Source organism: Antrihabitans stalagmiti (assembly GCF_016482825.1).
Taxonomy (GTDB): Bacteria; Actinomycetota; Actinomycetes; order Mycobacteriales; family Mycobacteriaceae; genus Antrihabitans; species Antrihabitans stalagmiti.
Window position 1 is genome coordinate 51259 of sequence record NZ_JAEMNV010000011.1, and the last position, 20739, is coordinate 71997.

21 protein-coding genes are annotated in these 20739 nt (G+C 64.6%); 9 read left to right on the forward strand and 12 right to left on the reverse strand.

Annotated features, from left to right (window positions below):
- Positions 1 to 10: 10 nt before the first annotated feature.
- From holA to JGU71_RS25895, 11 genes are all read right to left on the reverse strand, one after another.
- On the reverse strand, positions 11 to 985 hold the full coding sequence (gene holA, locus JGU71_RS25845) for a DNA polymerase III subunit delta (protein WP_199707748.1): 975 nt from the start codon (positions 983 to 985) through the stop codon (positions 11 to 13).
- A gap of 49 nt (positions 986 to 1034) precedes the next feature.
- The gene (locus tag JGU71_RS25850) at positions 1035 to 2540 is read right to left on the reverse strand and encodes a ComEC/Rec2 family competence protein (protein ID WP_199707749.1); all 1506 of its coding nucleotides are present in this window, start codon (positions 2538 to 2540) and stop codon (positions 1035 to 1037) included.
- A gap of 2 nt (positions 2541 to 2542) precedes the next feature.
- Positions 2543 to 3427 carry a ComEA family DNA-binding protein gene (locus tag JGU71_RS25855; protein WP_199707750.1) on the reverse strand — a complete coding sequence of 295 codons (885 nt, stop codon included), beginning with the start codon at positions 3425 to 3427 and terminating at the stop codon, positions 2543 to 2545.
- 118 nt (positions 3428 to 3545) lie between these two features.
- Positions 3546 to 4415, reverse strand: a complete 870-nt coding sequence (locus JGU71_RS25860) for a DegV family protein (RefSeq protein WP_199707751.1) — start codon at positions 4413 to 4415, stop codon at positions 3546 to 3548.
- Positions 4416 to 4419: 4 nt separating this feature from the next.
- Positions 4420 to 5169, reverse strand: a complete 750-nt coding sequence (gene octT / locus JGU71_RS25865) for a diglucosylglycerate octanoyltransferase (RefSeq protein ID WP_199707752.1) — start codon at positions 5167 to 5169, stop codon at positions 4420 to 4422.
- On the reverse strand, positions 5159 to 5815 hold the full coding sequence (locus tag JGU71_RS25870) for a histidine phosphatase family protein (protein WP_199707753.1): 657 nt from the start codon (positions 5813 to 5815) through the stop codon (positions 5159 to 5161). Before JGU71_RS25870 ends, octT begins: the two co-directional genes overlap by 11 nt.
- Complete coding sequence (rsfS, locus tag JGU71_RS25875; protein ID WP_199707754.1) at positions 5808 to 6221, reverse strand: ribosome silencing factor; 414 nt, start codon at positions 6219 to 6221, stop codon at positions 5808 to 5810. Before rsfS ends, JGU71_RS25870 begins: the two co-directional genes overlap by 8 nt.
- Entirely contained in the window at positions 6218 to 6967 is a 750-nt protein-coding gene (gene nadD, locus JGU71_RS25880; protein ID WP_307829885.1) for a nicotinate-nucleotide adenylyltransferase, read from the reverse strand. Before nadD ends, rsfS begins: the two co-directional genes overlap by 4 nt.
- 38 nt (positions 6968 to 7005) lie before the next feature.
- Positions 7006 to 8418 (reverse strand): vWA domain-containing protein, encoded by a 1413-nt coding sequence (locus tag JGU71_RS25885; protein ID WP_199707756.1) that lies wholly within the window; start codon positions 8416 to 8418, stop codon positions 7006 to 7008.
- Complete coding sequence (locus tag JGU71_RS25890; protein WP_199707758.1) at positions 8415 to 9296, reverse strand: AAA family ATPase; 882 nt, start codon at positions 9294 to 9296, stop codon at positions 8415 to 8417. The genes JGU71_RS25885 and JGU71_RS25890 overlap by 4 nt, the downstream gene beginning before the upstream one ends.
- Positions 9296 to 10615: a glutamate-5-semialdehyde dehydrogenase gene (locus JGU71_RS25895; RefSeq protein ID WP_199707760.1), complete on the reverse strand. Its 1320-nt coding sequence runs from the start codon at positions 10613 to 10615 to the stop codon at positions 9296 to 9298. The genes JGU71_RS25890 and JGU71_RS25895 overlap by 1 nt, the downstream gene beginning before the upstream one ends.
- 82 nt (positions 10616 to 10697) lie before the next feature.
- Between JGU71_RS25895 and JGU71_RS25900 the strand changes: the two genes are divergently transcribed.
- From JGU71_RS25900 to JGU71_RS25935, 8 genes are all read left to right on the forward strand, one after another.
- Positions 10698 to 11591: a ribokinase gene (locus JGU71_RS25900; protein WP_199707761.1), complete on the forward strand. Its 894-nt coding sequence runs from the start codon at positions 10698 to 10700 to the stop codon at positions 11589 to 11591.
- 158 nt (positions 11592 to 11749) lie between these two features.
- Entirely contained in the window at positions 11750 to 12946 is a 1197-nt protein-coding gene (locus tag JGU71_RS25905; RefSeq protein WP_199707762.1) for an RtcB family protein, read from the forward strand.
- Positions 12947 to 13038: 92 nt separating this feature from the next.
- A complete protein-coding gene (locus JGU71_RS25910; protein ID WP_199707763.1) occupies positions 13039 to 15156 on the forward strand; it encodes a RecQ family ATP-dependent DNA helicase in 2118 nt (705 codons plus the stop codon).
- A 132-nt stretch (positions 15157 to 15288) separates the two neighbouring features.
- Positions 15289 to 15843 (forward strand): diaminobutyrate acetyltransferase, encoded by a 555-nt coding sequence (ectA, locus tag JGU71_RS25915; protein ID WP_199707764.1) that lies wholly within the window; start codon positions 15289 to 15291, stop codon positions 15841 to 15843.
- On the forward strand, positions 15840 to 17102 hold the full coding sequence (gene ectB / locus JGU71_RS25920) for a diaminobutyrate--2-oxoglutarate transaminase (protein WP_199707765.1): 1263 nt from the start codon (positions 15840 to 15842) through the stop codon (positions 17100 to 17102). The genes ectA and ectB overlap by 4 nt, the downstream gene beginning before the upstream one ends.
- Positions 17103 to 17113: 11 nt before the next feature.
- Positions 17114 to 17521: an ectoine synthase gene (locus tag JGU71_RS25925; RefSeq protein ID WP_199707766.1), complete on the forward strand. Its 408-nt coding sequence runs from the start codon at positions 17114 to 17116 to the stop codon at positions 17519 to 17521.
- A 5-nt stretch (positions 17522 to 17526) separates the two neighbouring features.
- Positions 17527 to 18444 carry an ectoine hydroxylase gene (thpD, locus tag JGU71_RS25930; protein ID WP_199707768.1) on the forward strand — a complete coding sequence of 306 codons (918 nt, stop codon included), beginning with the start codon at positions 17527 to 17529 and terminating at the stop codon, positions 18442 to 18444.
- A 22-nt stretch (positions 18445 to 18466) separates the two neighbouring features.
- A complete protein-coding gene (locus JGU71_RS25935) occupies positions 18467 to 19387 on the forward strand; it encodes a D-isomer specific 2-hydroxyacid dehydrogenase family protein (protein WP_307829886.1) in 921 nt (306 codons plus the stop codon).
- On the opposite strand, the gene JGU71_RS25940 is transcribed toward JGU71_RS25935, so the two are convergent.
- Positions 19381 to 19860, reverse strand: coding sequence for a VOC family protein (locus JGU71_RS25940; RefSeq protein WP_199707770.1), 480 nt, complete (start codon positions 19858 to 19860; stop codon positions 19381 to 19383). The two genes, JGU71_RS25935 and JGU71_RS25940, sit on opposite strands and share 7 nt — an antisense overlap.
- 34 nt (positions 19861 to 19894) lie before the next feature.
- Between JGU71_RS25940 and JGU71_RS25945 the strand changes: the two genes are divergently transcribed.
- A complete protein-coding gene (locus JGU71_RS25945; RefSeq protein WP_233530112.1) occupies positions 19895 to 20731 on the forward strand; it encodes an NAD-dependent protein deacetylase in 837 nt (278 codons plus the stop codon).
- Positions 20732 to 20739: the final 8 nt, after the last annotated feature.

Below are 20739 nucleotides of genomic sequence, written 5' to 3' on the forward strand. Positions count from 1 at the left end.
GATTTCCCCGTTACTTCCGCGCTCGAAGCGCAACGACCGTCTCGACCGCTCGTTCCACCGCGTAGTCGGTGTTGGCGGACGCACCTTTCACGTCGGCGTTGAGTTCGGCAACTGCCTTCAAAGCCGAGGTGATGGTGTCCGGATTCCAGCCGCGGGCTTGCGCCTGCGCTTTCTTGACCTTCCATGGCGGCATCCCGAGCGGACCTGCCAGTCGGAACGGATCTCCGCCGCCTGCGGACCCGACCCGAGCGATCGTGTGCACCGAATCGGCGAGAGCGTCGGCGAGTAGAACCGGATGCACACCGCGCAGCATCGCCCAGCGCAGCGCTTCCATGGCGCCTGCCCGATCACCGGCGACGGCGAGGTCCGCAACCTCGAAGCCTGTGACCTCAGCCCTGCCCGAGTAGTACCGCCGAACCGCCGCGACGTCGATCTTGCCGCCTGTGTCCGCCGCCAGCTGAGAACAAGCAGCGGCCAACTCGCGGAGGTCGTTCTTCACGGACTCGAGCACGCTCTGGACGACGTCTACCGACACCCTGACGCCGAGTGCCCGGAATTCGCCGCGGACGAAATCGACCCGCTCGGCGGGCTTGGTGATCTTGGCGGCCTCGTGGACCACCGCTCCCGCCTTTTGCAGCGCGGGCGCCAGTGCCTTCGCACGCCCACCGCCGGTGTGTAGTACAACCAGCACAACGCCGTCCGGCGGGTCGGTCGCCGCATCGAGCACCAGCGCAACGGCATCTTTGCCTGCCTCGGCCGCGGCTTCCAGCACGATCACACGATCCTCGGCGAACAGTGACGGGCTCAGCATCTCGGCGAGCTCCGACACCGTCACATCACCCGCGCGAAGCCGAGTCACGGGAAGGTTGTCGCCACCGCCCGCCTTACGCACGGTCGCGATCACATCGGCGACCGCCCGCTCGATCAGCAGTTCCTCCTCGCCGAGTACTAGATGCAATTGGTCGAGCTGCTCCGATTCGCTCACGCCGACGATCGTTGCACGAACATCCGACAGCGACGTTGGGCGGTCGGTGTCACCGCGTCCGCCCGAGGGCGAACCGGATCCCGAAACCGACCGCAACCACACCTGAGAGCGCCAACACCGCCCCCGGCATGCCACTGGGAACGGTGATCGATGCACCGGGAAGCGCGGCAGCCTGCTCGGCAACCCAGATGAGCCAGGACAGCGGCGGGCCGAGACACCGTGCCACGACCACCGCGGCGGGAAACCAGACAGAGGCGAGCACCGCCGCGATTGCGCCGACGACCGTGATCGGCGCAATGACAATGCCGACAAGCAGATTCGCGACAATCGATACCGTGCTTACCGTCCCCGACATCGCTGCGACCACGGGTGTCGTCACCGCGAACGCAGCAGTCGCCACGGCGAGCATTTCCGCAGCAGCACGCGGCACCCCACGCGCTCGCAACCAGTCCGCCCACGTCGGAGCGAGCAAGATCAAACCGGCCGTCGCCAACACCGACAGCGCGAAACCGAAATCGACGGCCAGCGCCGGGTACACCGCGAGGAGGACGATGACTGCGGTCGCAAGTGCCGGGATCGCCTGTTTACGCCGACCGGTCACAAGCGCGAGCAACCCGACCGCACCCATCACCGCGGCCCGCAGCACACTGGGTGACGGCCGGGCGATGACGACGAACATGGCGAGCGCGAGTGCAGCCAGCACCACACCCGTGCGCGGACCGAGTGTCATTCCTCGCACCGAAAGCAGCACTGCGCCAAGCAGAATCGCCACATTCGCGCCGGAGACGGCCGTCAGGTGGGACAGCCCGGCGGCCCTGAATTCCTCCCGAACTCCGTCGGGGAGACCCGAGGTGTCCCCCACGACCAAGCCGGGGAGCAAACCACCTTCCGCCCCTGGAAGGGCCTCGCCCGCTGCCGCCGCGAACCGGGTACGCACATCGCCGGCGAACCGCTGCAGCCGAGACGGCGCCTCGACACGACGCGGCGGACCCGTAGCTCGGATCATCGCGACCGTCAGGTCGCTGTGGCGTGGCGGACGAACCGAGCCACGCACTTCCACTTCCTGACCAGGCAGCAGCATGCGCCAGGAGTCGGCGGGTGCCATGACCACAACCGCACCACCGATCGCGCTGGCACCGGCGGCGACGCGGATCTCACGCAACTGCGCTGTCACGGTTACCCAGGCCGGTCCGCCTGGTGACCGCATCGGCTTCGGATCGTCGGACAGCACAACGGTTGCGGTCACGTACGCACCCTCACCGAGTTCGGCGAGTGAATGAGTCGCCGACGCGTGGGTTCGCATGCAGACTGCGAGGGAGAAGCCTGCGGCAAGTAGCAGGGCGGCGATTGCACCGGCACCGACACGCAGTGCCAACGCGGACCGACGACGGAACGCCACGAATACGACAGCCGCGCTGCCCGTCAGCGCGATAGACGTGCCGAGCGCGAAGTGCCAACCGAGCAGGATGCCGAACAGCGTTGCCAGCCAACACAATGCGGCGGCAGGCAGCAACCTGACGTCGAGCGGCGGGGTGTCGACATCGACGGCTGCCATGCTCACAACGTCACCGAGTCGCGCAGTTTCGCCAACCGCGTCGGTCCGATGCCGTCGACCTCGCCGAGTTGCTCGATCTCGGTGAACCTGCCGTTTGCGTTGCGCCACGCGATGATTGCGGCGGCTGTCACAGGACCAACGCCGGGCAACCCGTCGAGTTCGGTTTCGGATGCGTCGTTGATGTTCACCTTGCCTGCAGCTACCGGCGCACCGGCAGGCGGTGCGGATCGCCCGCCGGCGGGCGCAACACCGCTCCCAAGTACGGGAGGACCACCGTCCGTCGCAGCTACCCCGACCAGGATCTGATCGCCGTCGGCGACCCGCTGCGCCATGTTCAGACTGAACAGGTCGGCACCGTCCTTGGCTCCCCCGGCGGCCGCGATCGCATCGGCGATGCGTGACCCGGGTGGCAGCCGGACCAGGCCGTTCTTGTGCACCAAACCGACGACGCTCACCACAAGCTCCTCGGTGGCGGGGACGTGGGCCGGCGTTTCGACAGCGGGATCGGACGGCACCGCACCCGACGGCACCTCTCCCGATGCCACCTCCGATGCCGCGACCGCCGGAAGAGCGGGAACCGAGTGCGGTCGGTCGCGATCGCGCAAGACAACCCCGCCGCCGACGAGAGCAACGACTACACCGACCACAGCGAGCGCGATCATCCCGCGGCGCCCTGGATCGAACCGAGCGCCGCGGAATCTGTCCGGGACCCAGCCGGATTCGGCAGGAGCAGACTCCGCGTCGTCGAGCCAACGTGGTCGGTCGGTGTCGAGGTCGGACACCTGGTCGTCGGACGTTGCTACGTCCACCGTCGTCGGTTGCTCGCCACCGATGACGGCGTCGAGGCGACCGCGAATTCGGTCGCGGGCGTCGTTGTTGCTGCGCATGCACGCGACGTTAGATCGGGGACCCGGCGCGCCGATCGTGCCGACCTGGCGTTACGAATTGCCCTGTGGATAAGTGATCGGCTGTGGATAACTCCGAAATCAAGTGCTGTACAACGGTTTACGGTTCACCATCGACTGTCGAAGCGCTGTCGAACGAGGCTCCACCAGGTACGACGACCACACCGACCGCACCCCTACCGAGATGGACGCCGAGCGTCGGTCCGAATTCGCAGATGACGACCTCGTCGACATCGGGAATGCGCGACCTGAGTTCGTCGGCAATCTGCTCCGCACGATCGGCCGCATCGAGATGCTGCACGGCGAGTGCCGTCGGGGTGTCGCCACTCGCCTTGACCGCAGCCTCGACCAGCTTTGCCAACGCCTTCGACGACGTTCGGGTCTTCTCTTTGAGCGCGAGTTTGCCGTCGACCACCTGAAATACCGGCTGCATTGCCAACGCGGTTCCAAGCACGGCAGCGGCGGTGCTGATCCGGCCACCGCGTCGCAACTGGTCGAGACGGTCTACGACGATGTAGCACTTCGACCGCTTGGCGACGTCGACCGCAGCTTGAAAAACCTCGTCTCGCGATGCCCCGGCCGCCGCCTTGCGTGCGGCAGCGAGAGCGGCGAACCCCGTCCCCATGCCTGCGCCTCTGGAATCGACGACGCGGACGTTGTCGTCGAGAGCAAGCTCTGCCTGTCTGCCTGCTTCCCACGTGCCGGACAGATGCCGTGACAGGTGCACCGCGACGACGCCGTCGCCCTTGCTCGCTCGCATCGCCCTGGTGTAGGCCACTTTCAGCTCACCCGGCGAGGCCGCCGACGTGGTGGCGGCGCCGTCGTAGAGTTCGCCGGGCATCTCGTCGACACCTTCGAGCACTGCGTCGTCGCCGACCAGCACGTGCAGGGGCACGACGATGATTCCGTAGTCTTCGGCCAGTTCGACCGGCAGACACGCCGAGGAATCGGTGACAACCACTACTGGCACAGCGCTACCGGACTCTTTCGTTGGTCGAATCGTTGGGCGCCGTTCGGGCTCTACGGATCTCGTCGACCATCGCGGCAGCAACGGCGACGTGCGCATCCCAACCCCAGTGAATGCCGTCCGGATTGGCGTCGTCGGAAAAGATGTTGCTGCGCACGGCGTCGCCGAGATCGACGAGCGGGACTCCGGTCTCGCTCGACCAGGCGGTCAGCGCACGGACGGCCGGCTCGCGGCCTGCATGCACGCGGCCGTACGCATCGCAGCGGTGTACCGCGGGCAACGTCGCGATGACCGGCAGTTCGGGCCGCAGATACGCCAAAGCGGCCCTGGACTTTTCGAGATATTCGACGCTCAACCGCGGCGGCAGCGCGACAGGCCTACCGAGTTTCGACAAACGTGGTTGCAGCCACTGATAGCCGGCGCGCACGTAGCGGCGCAACGTCGGCGGTCGAATGTAGCGAATCTGTTCTCGCAGGGCGGTCGGTAGCGGCGACGGCAGCGAGTCCATCCCACCCACCGCGAACACGATCGCGCCTGCCTTCGGGACGGTCGCCCACACCCGCGGATCCTGCGTCAGCGCCCAGTAGGCGTCGCGGCAGGTCCAGCCGATTCGCGCGATGAGTTCGACATCCCAGCCGAGTTCTTTCGCGACCAGCGTCGGCCAGATCTGCGGGTGATCGACGGGGAGCCCGCCCTTGGGTCCGTAGTAGGACAGCGAATCGGCGATGATCAGCAGCACCGGACGTTCAGAGGACATCCGATGCCACCCTCGCCGAGGCGTTCCACACGTCGAGACGCCAGTCGACGACCGTGCCGTCACCGTGCGCTCCCAGCTGCACCCAACTCGTGTTCGCCAGGCCACCGAGTATCGACCACCGATCGACAGGCAGTTCCAGCAGCGACGCCGTCAACGCGGCAATCAGACCACCGTGCGCGACGAGGACGATCGGCGCTTGCGACCACTCCGCCGGATCCTGCTCCAGCAACTCGTCGACCACAGGTCGGGACCGTTTCGCAACGTCGATACGGCTCTCGCCGTTCGGCGGCGCCATCGTAGCGTCGCGACGCCACGCGACGCGGACACCGGGGTAACCGTCGTCGACATCGGTGTGGGTAAGACCCTGCCAATCACCGAGATGGGTCTCGCGAAGTCGCTCGTCGAACCTCACGCCGACGCCCGCGGCGGTCGCCAGTTCAGCGGCCGTGTCGGACGCACGACGAAGGTCGGAGGAGATGACGATCCGTGGCTTACGCGTCGACAACTCGCGCGCTGCCTCCTTCGCCTGCGTGCGCCCGAGCGCGGACAGGTCGGTGTCGAACTGACCCTGCATCCGATCACCGGCATTCCATTCGGTCTGACCGTGGCGCAGCAATATCAACCGGCGGATGCGGGGGCTACTCATCCTCGCTCGCACTGGCGGCTGCCGCTGCAGCGCGGGTCGCGCCCGATCCGAGACCCTCGACGGGGACGGTCGGGCAGTCCTTCCACAGCCGCTCCAGCGCGTAGAAGTTGCGCTCGTCGTTGTGCTGCACGTGGACGACGACGTCGATGTAGTCGAGCAGAGTCCATCGACCTTCGCGGGTGCCCTCGCGCCGGACAGGCTTGTGCCCAGCTTCCTTCAACTTCTCTTCGATGTTGTCGACGATCGCGTTGACCTGGCGTTCGTTCGGCGCGGACGCGATCACGAAGCAGTCGGTGATCACCAACTGCTCGGAGACATCGAGGACGACGACGTCGGCGGCGAGCTTGTCGTCGGCGGCCAAGGCGGCAATCCGGGCTATCTCGATGGCCTCGTTCGATGCGCTCACTTGGTGCCTTTCGTATTGTTTTCGATCGTTGGTTTCTGGTGCACCGGTTCGTCGTCCACCGGTTGGTCGGGCACCGCTGCTGCCACGGGCGACGACATCGGTGCCGCGCCTTCCGACGACGGCTGGGCGCGGGTGCCGTAGAGCTGACGTTTGGAGATGTACTGGACGACGCCGTCGGGGACGAGATACCAGACGGGCCGATTTTCGACGGCGCGTTTTCTGCAGTCCGTCGACGATATGGCCAGAGCCGGTATCTCGATCAGCGTCAACGCACCCGGTGGGTACTTGTCGAGGTAGTCGGCAAGATGCTCGTCCCCCAACTCGTAGCCTGGACGGCTGACGCCGACGAAGTTGGCAAGATCGAACAACTCTTCCCAGTGCTGCCAGGACAGAATGCTGGCAAGAGCGTCGGCGCCGGTGATGAAGTACAGGTCGGCGCCGGGATGCTGCGCACGAATATCGCGCAGCGTGTCGACCGTGTAGGTGATCTTCTTGCGGTCGACGTCCACGCGGCTCACCGAGAAGCGGGGATTGGACGCAGTCGCGATCACGGTCATGAGGTAACGATCCTCGGCGGGACTGACCTTGCTCGATTCCTTCTGCGACGGCGTTCCCGTCGGCACGAAGATCACTTCGTCGAGGTCGAATCGGTCTGCAACTTCGCTTGCCGCCACGAGGTGTCCATGGTGAATGGGGTCGAACGTTCCACCCATCACGCCCACTTTGCGGTTACCGGCCTTCTGCACGATTGTCGAGCTTACCCAGCGGCGATGAACCCGCCTACCTAGACAGGCAGCAGACCGGCGACCACAGCTGTCAATTGCTTCGCCGAGCGGCACTCGTGCATATCGATAACCTCGGCGTACTCGTCGGCCGCCGAGTCCCCCGAACCCCACTGGTTGCGCGGTTCGGGATTGAGCCAGTGCGCATGTTTGCTGACCGAAACGAGTGCTCGGACGGCCGCCAAGTTCGGGTCCCTGTAGTTGTTGCGGGCGTCGCCGAGGACGAGCACCGAGGTCCGTCCGGTGACGGTGCCGACGAACTTGTCGAGAAAGACGCCGAACGCGCTGCCGTAGTCGGAATGGCCGTCGTAGCGGATCACATCCGCCTCGTTCATGATTCGCCACATCGCTTTCGCGAAGTCCGCGTTCGGATCGAAGAACCGGGTCACCTCGTCGGCGCTGTCGATGAACGCGAAGATCCGCACGCGCGAAAACTGTTCACGCAGCGCATTCACGAGCAACAGTGTGAAGTGGCTGAAGCCCGCGACCGACCCGGACACGTCGCACAGGATCACCAGCTCGGGACGACCGGGACGTGGCTTGCGAGTAACCAGATCGATGGGGACTCCCCCGGTTGACATCGATTTGCGCAGCGTCTTGCGTAAGTCGATCTCGCCGTGGCGGGCGCGCCGGCGTCGCGCAGCCAAGCGGGTCGCGAGTAGCCGCGCAAGGGTGGTGACGCTGCGACGCAGCAACGCGAGTTCGGCATCGGAAGCGCGCAGGAAGTCGACCTCGTCGGCCTGCTTCGGAACGCCGTACTTGGCGACACGTTCTTTGCCGAGGCGTTCGGCCGACCGTCGCCTGGTCTCCACCTCCACCATTGTTCTGAAGTCCGCAATACGTTGCGCTGCAGTCCTTCTCGCAACCTCGGAGGCGACATCGCCGTCCGGGTCGTCTTTGCCTGCACCGCTGCGTTGTAGCAGGCCCTGGAGGATCTTCTGCAGCAACTCCTCCGGCTTCAGGTCGCGCAGGGTTTGGTAGGCGGAGAACGACGGACCGTTCGCCGACTGGTACTGCCCGAGTTGCTCGACCAGCTGACTCGCGAGCAGCGCGGCCTCCGCCGAGTCGTCGATCAGCAGGTTCGCGAGCATCTCCCTTATCGCTTCGAGGTCGAGTTCACCCTTCGCGTCCCGGGGTAGCTCGAGTTCGTCGGAATCGACCGACCTGGCTCCGATCGCCGCCGGGAACCACAGATCGAACAAGCCGTCGAAGGTCGGGCGGTGCGTAGGCCGACGCAACAACGCGGCGGCCAGGCCTGCGCGCAGAACGTCGCGATCGAGCAGGTCGAGCACCGCGACAACTTGTCCCGCATCGACCGTCTCAGACGGACCGACCGGAATTCCGCGCTTGCGCAGCGCCCCGACGAATCCGACGAGGTGCGCTGGAAGTCCCTGCGGCGCAAGCGGAGTGGTCAATTCAGTTTCAGCTCCGAGATCGCACGCTGATGGTCGGAATGGTGTTTGAGGACGACCCCGAGTGTGGCGTGAACGGCCTTGTCGTCGAGTGCTGTCATTCCGAGCGCGAGCAACGTCCGACCCCAGTCGATGGTCTCGGCGACCGACGGCGACTTCTTCAATTGCATTCCACGAAGCACCCGTATGGTCCGGACCATTTGCTGTGCAACAGCTTCGGGGAGTTCCGGTACGCGACTGGCGAGAATCCGTCGTTCCAGATCTTCGTCAGGGAAGTCGAGATGCAGGAACAGGCAGCGCCGTTTGAGCGCTTCCGACAGTTCGCGGGTCGCGTTGGAGGTAAGCACGACAAAGGGTTTGCGGGTCGCGACGATGGTGCCCAATTCCGGTACGGTGACCGCGAAGTCGCTGAGCACCTCCAGCAGCAGACCCTCGATCTCGACGTCGGCCTTGTCGGTCTCGTCGATGAGCAACACGGTCGGCTCGGTGCGGCGGATCGCGGTGAGCAGCGGCCGCGAAAGCAGGAACTCTTCGGAGAAGACGTCCTGTTTCGTTTCCTCCCAGTGGTTTTCACTGGAGGCCTGGATCCGAAGGATCTGCTTCGCGTGATTCCACTCGTACAGCGCGCGGCTCTCGTCGACGCCTTCGTAACACTGCAGCCGGACCAACTCGGCACCGGTAGTCTGCGCGACCGCCCTGGCGAGTTCGGTTTTTCCGACGCCTGCAGGCCCCTCGATCAGGAGTGGTTTGCCAAGCCGGTCGGCAAGGAAAACAGCTGTCGCAGTGCCCTTGTCGGCCAGATAACCGGTCTGCGCCAACCGCTCGATGACGTCGTCGACAGAGGCGAACATCGCCGGTGCTTCCGGCACTGTGGTCTCCATCAGACGGGCCTGGTCTGTCCGTCGCCCCAGACGATCCATTTCGTCGAGGTGAGCTCGGGTAGCCCCATCGGCCCGCGCGCGTGCAGCTTCTGCGTCGAAATGCCGATCTCGGCACCGAAGCCGAACTGCTCGCCGTCTGTGAAGGCCGTCGATGCGTTGACCATCACCGCCGCGGAGTCGACGCGTGCCGTGAATTCGCGCGCCGCAGCGAAGTCGCCGGTCACGATCGCGTCGGTGTGTCCGGTCCCGTAGCGGTCGATGTGCGCGACTGCTTCGTCCAGGTCTGCCACCACCTTCAGCGCAACGTCGAGCGAGAGATATTCGTTCGACCAGTCGTCGTCGTTGGCAGGCACGAGACCGGGCAGGTCGCCGTGGATCGTGACGCCGTTGCGCTCGAGCGCCTCGATCAGCCGCGGAACGGCTGTCGTGGCGATCGCGTCGTCGATGAGGACGGTCTCGGCGGCGTTGCACACGCTCGTTCGCCGGGTCTTGGAGTTGATCAGGATCTTCTCGGCCATATCCAGGTCGGCAGCGGAATGGACGTACACGTGGCAGTTTCCGGTTCCGGTCTCGATCGTCGGCACGGTCGCATCGCGAACGACGGCGTTGATCAGGCCGGCGCCACCGCGTGGGATGACGACATCGACCAGGCCACGCGCCTGGATGAGGTGAGTGACACTGGAGCGGTTGGCGATCGGCAGCAGCTGGACCGCATCTGCGGGCAGGCCACTCGCGGTCAACGACTCGCGCAAGATCGTCACCAACGCAAGGTTCGATTGCGCGGCCGACGAGGACCCACGCAGCAGCGCAGCATTTCCTGACTTCAAGGCGAGTCCGAAGGCATCGACAGTCACGTTCGGGCGCGCTTCGTAGACCATGCCGATCACTCCGAGCGGGACCCTGACCTGACGAATTTCCAGTCCATTCGGAAGCGTCGAACCGCGAACGACGTCGCCTACAGGGTCGGGCAGGGTCGCTACCTGGCGCAATCCGGCAGCAATACCGTCGATGCGCGCGCTGGTCAGCCGAAGTCGATCGAGCAGAGATTCGCCGGTTCCGCCGTCACGAGCGGTGTCGATATCCGCCGCGTTGGCCGCCAGCACCGCTTCTGCGTTGGCAAGCACCGCGTCGGCCGCCGCGTGCAGCGCGGCGTTCTTCTCGGCGGTCGTGAGCAAAGCAAGGATTCGCGACGCGACTCGCGCTTTTCGCGCAGCATCGTGAACAACCTCGCGGACGCCCTCGGAAGTGGCGCTCACCTGCGAAGACGCGGTGTCTGCACCGGCTTCGGAGGCGGACTTGGAATCGGTCGCAGCCGTCATGGGTACAGCGTAGCCACCGTGGCACACGCGACCCCGTCGCGCCTCCGACGGAATGCCCGATACGCCCGTAACCTGGGGAAGTATGACCAATGTGGACGGGCCGGCTCGTACGATCACGGTCCTCGGAAGCGTCAACATGGATCTGGTCACCACGACCGACACTCTGCCGGCGCCTGGTGAAACGATTCTCGGCGCGACGTTCGCGCTTACGCCCGGCGGCAAGGGCGCCAATCAAGCTATCGCTGCGGCCAGAGCGGGAGCCGAAGTCGAGTTCATCGGAGCGGTCGGCGACGACACCTTCGCACTCGAACTTCGCGAAACCCTCGTCCTCAACGACGTCGGCACGCAGTACCTCCGCGAGGTCGAAGGTCCGAGTGGCGTCGCGGTGATCACCGTCGACCGCACAGGCGAGAACAGCATCATCGTCGTCGCAGGAGCCAACGCGACCGTCACCGACCTGTCCGCGGACGAACTCTCGGCTGTCGGTCAGGCCGACCTGCTGCTGTGTCAGCTGGAAGTTCCGCTGGAGACAGTGACAGCGGCAGCAACCCACGCCCGAGCGAACGGCACCACCGTGATGCTCAATCCCTCACCGGTGCAACCACTTCCGCCGGAACTCCTCGAAGTCATCGACGTCCTGATCCTCAACAGCATCGAATCGGCGCAACTCGGTCCGGCCGTACTCGCCGCGGTCCCGCATGTGGTCACAACGTTGGGTGCGGACGGCGCAACCTACCGCGGACCCAACGGTGAAGAAGTGGTCGTGCGGTCGCTGCCTGTCGAGGCCATCGACACGACAGGCGCGGGCGATGCCTTTGCCGGTGCACTCGCGGTGGCCTGGGAGCAGGGACCCGAACGAGCGCTCACCTGGGCCTGCGCGGCCGGTGCCATCGCCACCACGCGCGCGGGAGCCAGCACCTCACTGCCGACCGAGGAGCAGATACAGGCAGCACTCACGCTCACCGCCCATTCGTAGTCCATCAGGGTGCATCCATTCGGGTCGGGGTGCCTCCAGTCGAGTGCACCCCGACCCGACTCGGTGCACCCTGATGCCGTTGCGCGCGAAATTCAGATGCGCCAACGCTTTTCGGTCCCTACTGTTGATCGAATTCGACAGATGAAAGGACCGAACCAATGTTTCCCGTAGAGCTGCGCGGTACGCGTGCGAAGACGCTCATGTGGGCGCCCGAGCACGAAATCGAGCAGGCAGCACTACAGCAGCTGCGCAACATCGCGAACCTCGAGTGGGTGCACGGCGTCCGCGTCATGCCCGACGTCCACCTTGGCAAGGGCGCGACCGTCGGATCTGTGATCGCCATGAAGGACGCGGTCGCGCCCGCTGCGGTCGGCGTCGATATCGGGTGTGGCATGGAGAGCGTCAAGACCGACCTCACCGCGTCCGACCTGCCCGACGACCTGAAGCGGCTACGGTCGCGGATCGAAGCTGCCGTCCCGGTGGGCTTCAACTCGCACAAGAGCGCGGTCGACGTGCGCAAGCTGAGCTTCTCGGTGCCGGGACTGCGTACGGGTTGGGATCGGTTCTGGGGTAGCTTCGGCTCGCTGCACGGCGATGTCCAGAAGCTGGAAGGCAAGGCGCACAAGCAGATCGGGTCCCTCGGTGGTGGCAACCACTTCATCGAAGTCTGCCTCGACGAGAACGATGCGGTGTGGATTCTGCTGCACTCGGGTAGCCGGAACATCGGCAAGGAGCTGGCGGAGCGGCACATGCACATCGCTCGGCAGCTGCCGCACAACACCGGCCTCCCGGATCGCGATCTGGCCGTCTTCGTCTCGGGCACAAGTGAAATGGCCGCGTACCGTCGCGACCTCGAATGGGCTCAGGAGTACGCCGCGCGCAACCGTGCTGTCATGCTCGGGCTGATTTGTTCGGCAGTGCGCGACGAGTTCCCGAATGTTCGTTTCGACGAGCCGATTTCGTGCCATCACAACTACGTGTCCGAGGAGATCATCGACGGCGAGCCGATGCTGGTGACGCGTAAGGGTGCGGTGCGCGCAGGCGAGGGTCAACTCGCGCTGATTCCTGGATCGATGGGTACGCGGTCCTACGTCGTGTGTGGCAAGGGAAATCCGGATTCGTTCCAGTCCGCGTCGCACGGCGCGGGTCGGCGGATGAGCCGAAACGCGGCGAAGCGGCAGTTCTCCGTCGCCGACCTCGTCAGCCAGACCGAAGGCGTCGAGTCCCGCAAGGACGCAGGCGTCATCGACGAGATTCCGGCTGCGTACAAGGACATCGATGCGGTGATTGCTGCGCAGTCCGACCTCGTCGACGTCGTCGCTACGCTGCGCCAGGTGGTCTGCGTAAAGGGCTGACGCCTCGTGAGCACTTTCGGAGGGCGGAACCGCCGAAAAGACTCACGAGGCCGAAGGCCCTTGTGTCGGCGGGGCCGCCTAACGTTGGGGCAATGACCTCCCCCGACCTGCACGCCGAGCAGCCGACCACCGACCTCCGCGCCGATGCCGAGCAACTGCTTCGCGAGCTTGCGGGTCCGAAGGCCACGCTCCGTGACGATCAGTGGACCGCTATCGAGGCTTTGGTCGTGCAACGTAAGCGTGCGCTGGTTGTGCAGCGGACCGGTTGGGGCAAGTCGGCTGTCTACTTCATCTCGGCCAAGTTGCTGCGAGCGCGCGGCATGGGACCAACGGTCATCGTCTCGCCCCTGCTGGCGTTGATGCGCAACCAGGTCGTCGCCGCAGAACGCGCGGGGGTCCGTGCGGCAACCATCAACTCCGGCAACATGACCGAGTGGGACGAGATCCACGCCAAGGTTGCTGCCGGTGAGATCGACGTGCTGCTCGTCAGTCCGGAACGGCTGAACAACCCGGACTTCCGGGACCAGGTACTCCCCTCGCTCGCCGCCGACGCGGGCCTAGTCGTCGTCGACGAAGCGCACTGCGTGTCCGATTGGGGCCACGACTTTCGACCCGACTACCGCCGCATACGGACCCTCGTCTCCGATCTTGGCAACGGCATTCCCGTCCTTGCGACCACCGCGACCGCGAACGATCGGGTCGTCGCAGACGTCGCTGCGCAGGTCGGTGTCGGCGGTGCGGACACGCTGGTGCTGCGTGGCACCTTGGAGCGGGAGTCGCTGCATCTGTCGGTACTTCGCCTCGACGACGCACTCGAACGCGCGGCCTGGCTGGCCAAGCACCTCGCCGACCTGCCGGGTTCGGGCATCATCTACGTCTTGACCGTCTCGGCGGCGCGCGATCTTGCCGACCTCCTCTCCGACCAGGGCCACAAGGTCTCCGCCTACACGGGACAGACCGATCCGGCAGAGCGCGAAATGCTCGAGATCGCGCTGTTGAACAACGACGTCAAAGCCTTGGTCGCGACATCGGCGCTCGGTATGGGGTTCGACAAACCGGACCTCGGCTTCGTCGTCCACGTGGGAGCGCCGTCGTCGCCGATCGCCTACTACCAGCAGGTCGGACGCGCCGGCCGCTCGACCGACCGAGCCGAGGTCGTGCTGCTTCCCGGTGCCGAGGATCAGCGCATCTGGAGCTACTTCGCATCGGTCGCGTTCCCACGCGAGCACCTCGTTCGGAAGGTGATCGACGTACTCGACACCGCGAAGCCGCTGTCGACCCAAGCGTTGGAACCGCTTGTCGAGCTGAATCGGACCAGGCTCGAAATGGTTCTGAAGGTGCTCGATGTCGACGGTGCCGTCAAACGTGTGCGCGGCGGGTGGATTGCGACAGGCGAGCCGTGGACCTACGACGAGGAACGCTACGCACGGCTCGATCAGGCACGCGAGTCCGAGCAGCAGGCGATGCTCGAGTATCAGCGAACCACTGTGTGCCGCATGGAGTTTCTGCGGCGGCAGCTCGACGATCCAGGCTTGACTGACGCACCTGCGCCATGCGGACGCTGCGACAACTGCACCGGCACACGGCTGGACCCCACCGTCGACACCGCGGAACTGGATGCGACAAAACAACGGCTGGACCGGCCTGGCATCGATCTACCGCCGCGGAAGCAATGGCCGACCGGGATGGCAAAACTCGGCGTGCAACTGTCGGGAAAGATCACCGACGGACCCGAGACCGGTCGGGTGCTCGGACGACTCGCCGACCTCGGGTGGGGGCAACGTCTGCGCAGTCTGCTGGATGCTCCGGACGCGCCCGTCCCCGATCCCGTCGTCGCCGCGTGCATTCAGGTCCTCAAGGCGTGGGACTGGGCGCAGCGGCCGACCTCGGTCCTCGCGCTCGAATCGCCGACGCATCCGATCCTTGTCGCAAGCTTGGCAGCCAAGCTTGCCGAGATCGGCAGGCTGAACGATCTGGGCGTGCTGCGAGAGCGCCCCGATCATCCGCCGGTCTCGGCCGCGAACTCCGCGTATCGAGTCGCCGGATTGGTCGGGGCGTGGGATGTTCCCGACTTCTCCGGGGTCGACGGGCCGATTCTGCTGGTAGACGCCCTGACGGACACCGGGTGGACGTTCACTGTCGCCGCGCGGGAGCTGCGTGCTGCGGGTGCGGACGCCGTCCTTCCGCTGGCCTTGGCCACTCCGAAGTAGCCACGAAGTCGCCACCGAATCGTGATGAACATCACAATCGATGCTCCACCTGCATTAAATCCGAGTTAACGGGTAACCAAGTCGAACGAGACATGAATTCGTCTCACCCACTTGTTACGTTCGTATCGACCGATGACCCAGACCTCAGATAGAACGACCTCAGCCGCCGTGCCGGACACGGCGTTACGTAGTCCACAGATCTCAGACGGAGTCCGGCTCTGGCAGATCGCGAAAGCGTCCAAGGTTCTCGACGTCAACTCGAGTTATTCCTACCTGTTGTGGTGCAGGGATTTCGACACCACATCGATCGTCGCCGAAGTCGCGGGCGACGTCGTCGGATTTGTCACCGGATACATCCGGCCACACGCCCCGGATACGCTTTTCGTCTGGCAGGTGGCTGTCGATTCCAGCCAGCGAGGCAAAGGCCTAGCGGTACGAATGTTGGATCGCCTCATCGACAACGCCGCGCAAGCAGCTGCGCCGCAAGCGATTACGCGGCTGGAAACAACGATCAGCCCGGACAACCCGGCGTCGATCGCGTTGTTCACTGCGCTTGCCAAACGGCGCAATACGTCGATCCACAAGCAAGACCTGTTCGATGCAGGAGTATTTCCCGACGCTCATGAGGCAGAAGAGCTCTACACAGTCGGTCCGTTTGAAAACCGAAAGGAACTCGGCACATCATGAACGCCATCTCAGAACCCACCATTTTCGAATCGCTCGAATCCGAGGTCCGCAGTTACTGCCGAGACTGGCCAACAGTCTTCTCGACAGCGCAGGGCTCGTGGATTCGCGACGAGAACGGAAACGAATACCTCGACTTCTTCGCAGGTGCCGGTGCCTTGAACTACGGGCACAACAACCCGGTCCTCAAGCAGGCCCTCGTCGACTACATCGTCAGCGACGGCATCACACACGGACTCGACATGTCGACCGTGGCCAAGCGCGAATTCCTCGAGACGTTCAAGCAGAGGATTCTCGATCCGCGCGGGCTCGACTACAAGGTCCAGTTCCCCGGTCCGACCGGTTCCAACACGGTCGAAGCAGCACTGAAGCTGGCTCGTAAGGTCACCGGCCGCGAATCCATCATCAACTTCACCAACGCGTTCCACGGCATGACGCTCGGCGCGTTGTCGGTCACCGGCAACTCGATGAAGCGCGCCGGCGCAGGCATCCCGCTGGTGCACGCCACTCCGATGCCGTTCGACAACTACTTCGACGGCACGATGGAGGACTTCCATTGGTTCGAGCGGTTGCTCGACGATTCGGGTTCCGGCCTGAACCATCCCGCAGCCGTGATCGTCGAAACGGTGCAGGGCGAGGGTGGCGTCAACGTCGCGCGTGCCGAATGGCTTCGCGCGCTCGCCGAACTGTGCTCACGTCGCGACATCTTGCTGATCGTCGACGACGTGCAAATGGGCTGCGGTCGCACCGGACCGTTCTTCTCCTTCGAGATCGCAGGCATCACGCCGGACATCGTCACGCTGTCCAAGTCGATCAGCGGGTACGGCATGCCGATGGCGCTGACACTGATGAAGCCCGAACTCGACATCTGGGGCCCTGGCGAGCACAACGGCACGTTCCGCGGCTTCAATCCAGGGTTCGTGACGTCCAAGGCCGCGCTCGATCACTACTGGTCCGACGACGCCCTGCATCTGTCGACCATGGCGAAAGGCGAGAAAATTCACGAATCCTTCGCCGGTCTCGCAGCAGCTTTCGACGGCGTGTCGACGCGTGGACGCGGGCTGGTCCAGGGTCTCGTCTTCGAGAATGCCGACCTCGCTGGCAAGGTGTGCCAGCACTCCTTCGAGGCAGGCCTGCTGACGGAAACATCGGGTCCGTCCGACGAGGTTGTGAAACTGCTTCCGCCATTGACGATCACCGACGACGAACTCGACCACGGTCTGCGCATCATCGCCGACGCAACGGCCAAGGTCTGCAGCTGAGGAGGCAATCCATGATTGTTCGAACAACTGCCGATATCACCGGCACCGACCGCGACATCACCAGCGACGACGGCAACTGGCGCAGCAAGCGGATCGTGCTCGGCGGCGATCGCGTCGGCTTCTCGTTTCACGAGACGACGATCAAAGCCGGGACGGTCAACAACTTCCACTACGCGAACCACGTCGAAGCTGTCTGGCTGGTCGAGGGTGAAGGGACATTGACCGACCTCGACAACGAGCAGGTTTACGAACTCGGCCCGGGGTCTATGTACCTATTGAACGGCCACGAACGGCATCGTCTCGAGCCACGCACCGAGATGCGCATGTTGTGTGTATTCAATCCGCCCGTCACAGGGCGAGAGGTGCACGACGAGAACGGTGTCTACCCACTGGTCGAAGTCGAGCCTGCCGGAGCGTGAAGTGAATGACGATATCTACACCGCACACCATTTCGACCGATCTCTACCCGACCCGCAAGGGTCCGGTCTGCACGGTCGTCGACCGGCCGGATCCTGTGGTCTGGTCGGGTCTGACGGACGGGTCGCTGCACGCCGCTGAACTTGCGCGCTACGAGGACAAGGGTTTTCACGTCCTGCCGTCCGTTCTCTCGTCGGGTGAGGTTGCGGCCTGCTACTCCGAGATCGGGCGGCTAGCCACGTCGCCCGACCTCGCCGCAGATCCACGCGTCATCCGCGAGCAGGGCACCGGCGACGTGCGGTCGATCTTCGACGTGCACCTGCTGAGTCCGATGGTCGCCGAGGTGGCTCGACGGCCCAACGTTCTCGGAGTTGCGCAACAGATCCTCGGCAGCGACGTCTACATCCATCAGAGCCGACTCAACTTCAAGCCTGGCTTCACGGGCGGACCGTTCTACTGGCACTCCGATTTCGAGACCTGGCACGCCGAGGACGGCATGCCCCGGCCACGCGCGATGAGTATGTCGATCGCGTTGACGCCGAACTACGAAGTCAACGGCAGCCTGATGATCATCGCTGGTTCGCATCAACGTTTCGTGTCGTGCGCCGGCGAGACCCCTGCGGACTATTTTCAGCGCTCGCTGGTCGAGCACATCCCGGTGACCGGATCGCCCGATCACGCGACACTGACGGAGTTGGCGAACGAGTTCGGCATCGAGCAGATCACCGGGCCTGCGGGCTCGGCAACCGTGTTCGACTCCAACTGCATGCATGGCTCGAACGGAAACATCACTCCGTACCCGCGTTCGAACATCTTCCTCGTGTTCAACAGCGTCGAAAACACGCTGGCCCAACCCTTTTCGGCACCGGCGCCGCGTCCGGAGTTTCTGGCCAAACACGACTTCACTCCCCTGCGCTCGACCTGATCGAACGAATAGAGTTGCTCACGTGCCCTCGACTGTGATTGCGCTCGGACCGAAACACGAACCGGTGCTCGTCGATGCCATCGAGCGAGGGAACGCCACGGTCGGCGACCTCGACAAGGCTCGGGGGTTGGTGTGGGCCGCAGGACCCGCCGACTTCCCGCAGTTGCCCGAGTCGATCGAATGGGTGCAGCTGTCGTCGGCGGGGATCGAGGAGTTCTTCGCCGCCGGCGTGATCGACCACCACCCCGATGTTCAATTCACTTCTGCTGCTGCGATATTCGCGCCGACGGTTGCCGAACACGCACTGGCACTACTTCTTGCCGGTGTACGTTATCTGCCCGAGCAGATCCTCGCCGACAGCTGGCGTCAGCAGGAATTTCTCCCCCACATCGGCACCCTGCGCGGCTCGACGGTCACGATCATCGGCGCGGGAGGTATCGGTCGAGCGTTGATCCCGATGCTTGCCGCGCTCGGTGCGCACGTCATCGCGGTGTCACGATCGGGCCGACCCGTGCCCGGCGCGGTCGAGACGTTGCCCGTCAACAGGCTCGGTGAAATCTGGTCGCGCACCGACCATGTCGTGGTGGCTGCGCCCGCGACACCGGCGACGAAGCACCTGATCGGCGCTGAGGAACTCGCTGCCCTGCGCTCGACGTCGTGGGTGATCAACATTGCACGTGGCAGCCTCATCGACACCGATGCTCTTGTCGATGCGCTCGCGAGCAACTCGATCGGCGGCGCAGGCCTCGACGTCACCGATCCGGAACCACTCCCGGACGGCCACCCACTCTGGGCCCTACCCAACGCCATCGTGACGCCCCATGATTCGAATCCGCCGCAGCGCCGAGTGGCGGCGTTCGCGGATCACGTAGCCGCGAACGTCGCCAGATTCTCGAGCGGACAGGATCTCATCGCCAAGGTCGACCGGAACTCCGGCTATTGAGCCGACGCAGCATCAGGGAAGAACATGTCGCGCGCCCGCCGGGCAACCTCGTCGGCTGGGACATCTTCGATCTTGGTGCACACAGCCCAGCGGTGACCGAAAGGATCGATGACGACGCCGTGCCGATCACCCGAGAACACGTTCGAAACGGGCACGACCAGGGTGGCGCCTGCCGCAACGGCCCGGTCGACGAAAGCGTCGGTGTCCTCGACGTACACGACTACCGACGAATGCACCCACCCCGCTTCCGGGGCTTTGATTCCGTAATCGGGCATGTCGTTGGACATCTGCAGCATCGAATCGCCGATACGCAGTTCCGCGTGCATAAGGCTGCCGTCGGGTGCGTCCATACGGTCGACAACTTCGGCGCCGAAGCCACGAACGTAGAAGTCGAGCGCCGCTGGACCGTCTGCGACCGCGAGGAACGGGGTCAAGGTGCGGTAACCGGCTGGGATGGGGTTCACTGTTGTCATAGACCAATTCTCGACGGCGACAAGTAGCCCTGGATTGAACATTCGCGACACACTCGAGCGCAGCGTCGATGGCTTGCGCGACCTGTTGGACGGCAAGCGGACGGTTGTGCTCACCGGCGCAGGACTGTCGACCGACTCCGGTATTCCCGACTACCGCGGTCCCGACTCGCCGCCGAGAAACCCGATGACGATTCAGCAGTTCCTCGGCGACCCGGAGTTTCGCAAGCACTATTGGGCGCGCAATCACATCGGCTGGCGGTTCATGGATGGGTCCGCACCCAACGCTGGTCATCGTGCACTTGCGCGCCTCGAACGCGACGGCAAGGTCACCGGCATCATCACGCAGAATGTGGATCTGCTGCACACCAAAGCGGGCTCACGCAACGTCATCGATCTGCACGGCACCTATGCTCAGGTGCGCTGCCTGACGTGCAACCACAGGGTTTCTCGCCATTCCCTGTCCGACCGACTCGACGAGCTCAATCCCGGATTCGCCGAATCTGTCACCGCCGCAACAGGTGTGGAGATCGCACCTGATGCCGACGCGGTGATCGAGCACACAGCGCACTTCCGGATGGCCGACTGCGAACGCTGCGGCGGCCTGCTCAAACCGGATATCGTCTACTTCGGCGAAAGCGTCCCACGCGAACGTGTCGCCGCGGCGTACGAGATGGTCGACAACTCCGAGGCGTTGCTGGTAGCGGGATCCTCGCTGACCGTCATGTCCGGCCTGCGATTCGTCAAACGAGCAACCAAGCTCGGCTTGCCGATCGCGATCGTCAACCGTGGCTACACCCGCGGCGACGATGTCGCAACGTTGAAACTGCACGCAGGCTGCTCCGATGTACTCGAAAGCCTCGCCGCAGGCTGAGCGCCCGA

What these genes read in the sequence shown, in the direction of transcription:
- JGU71_RS25850 (WP_199707749.1), bottom strand. Translation starts at nt 2,540, where the DNA reads ATGGCAGCCGTCGATGTCGACACCCCGCCGCTCGACGTCAGGTTGCTG.
- JGU71_RS25895 (WP_199707760.1), bottom strand. Translation starts at nt 10,615, where the DNA reads ATGACGGCTGCGACCGATTCCAAGTCCGCCTCCGAAGCCGGTGCAGAC.
- octT (WP_199707752.1), bottom strand. Translation starts at nt 5,169, where the DNA reads ATGTCCTCTGAACGTCCGGTGCTGCTGATCATCGCCGATTCGCTGTCC.
- JGU71_RS25900 (WP_199707761.1), top strand. Translation starts at nt 10,698, where the DNA reads ATGACCAATGTGGACGGGCCGGCTCGTACGATCACGGTCCTCGGAAGC.
- JGU71_RS25890 (WP_199707758.1), bottom strand. Translation starts at nt 9,296, where the DNA reads ATGGAGACCACAGTGCCGGAAGCACCGGCGATGTTCGCCTCTGTCGAC.
- thpD (WP_199707768.1), top strand. Translation starts at nt 17,527, where the DNA reads ATGACGATATCTACACCGCACACCATTTCGACCGATCTCTACCCGACC.
- JGU71_RS25905 (WP_199707762.1), top strand. Translation starts at nt 11,750, where the DNA reads ATGTTTCCCGTAGAGCTGCGCGGTACGCGTGCGAAGACGCTCATGTGG.
- ectB (WP_199707765.1), top strand. Translation starts at nt 15,840, where the DNA reads ATGAACGCCATCTCAGAACCCACCATTTTCGAATCGCTCGAATCCGAG.
- JGU71_RS25870 (WP_199707753.1), bottom strand. Translation starts at nt 5,815, where the DNA reads ATGAGTAGCCCCCGCATCCGCCGGTTGATATTGCTGCGCCACGGTCAG.
- JGU71_RS25925 (WP_199707766.1), top strand. Translation starts at nt 17,114, where the DNA reads ATGATTGTTCGAACAACTGCCGATATCACCGGCACCGACCGCGACATC.
- ectA (WP_199707764.1), top strand. Translation starts at nt 15,289, where the DNA reads ATGACCCAGACCTCAGATAGAACGACCTCAGCCGCCGTGCCGGACACG.
- JGU71_RS25910 (WP_199707763.1), top strand. Translation starts at nt 13,039, where the DNA reads ATGACCTCCCCCGACCTGCACGCCGAGCAGCCGACCACCGACCTCCGC.
- JGU71_RS25940 (WP_199707770.1), bottom strand. Translation starts at nt 19,860, where the DNA reads ATGACAACAGTGAACCCCATCCCAGCCGGTTACCGCACCTTGACCCCG.
- JGU71_RS25855 (WP_199707750.1), bottom strand. Translation starts at nt 3,427, where the DNA reads ATGCGCAGCAACAACGACGCCCGCGACCGAATTCGCGGTCGCCTCGAC.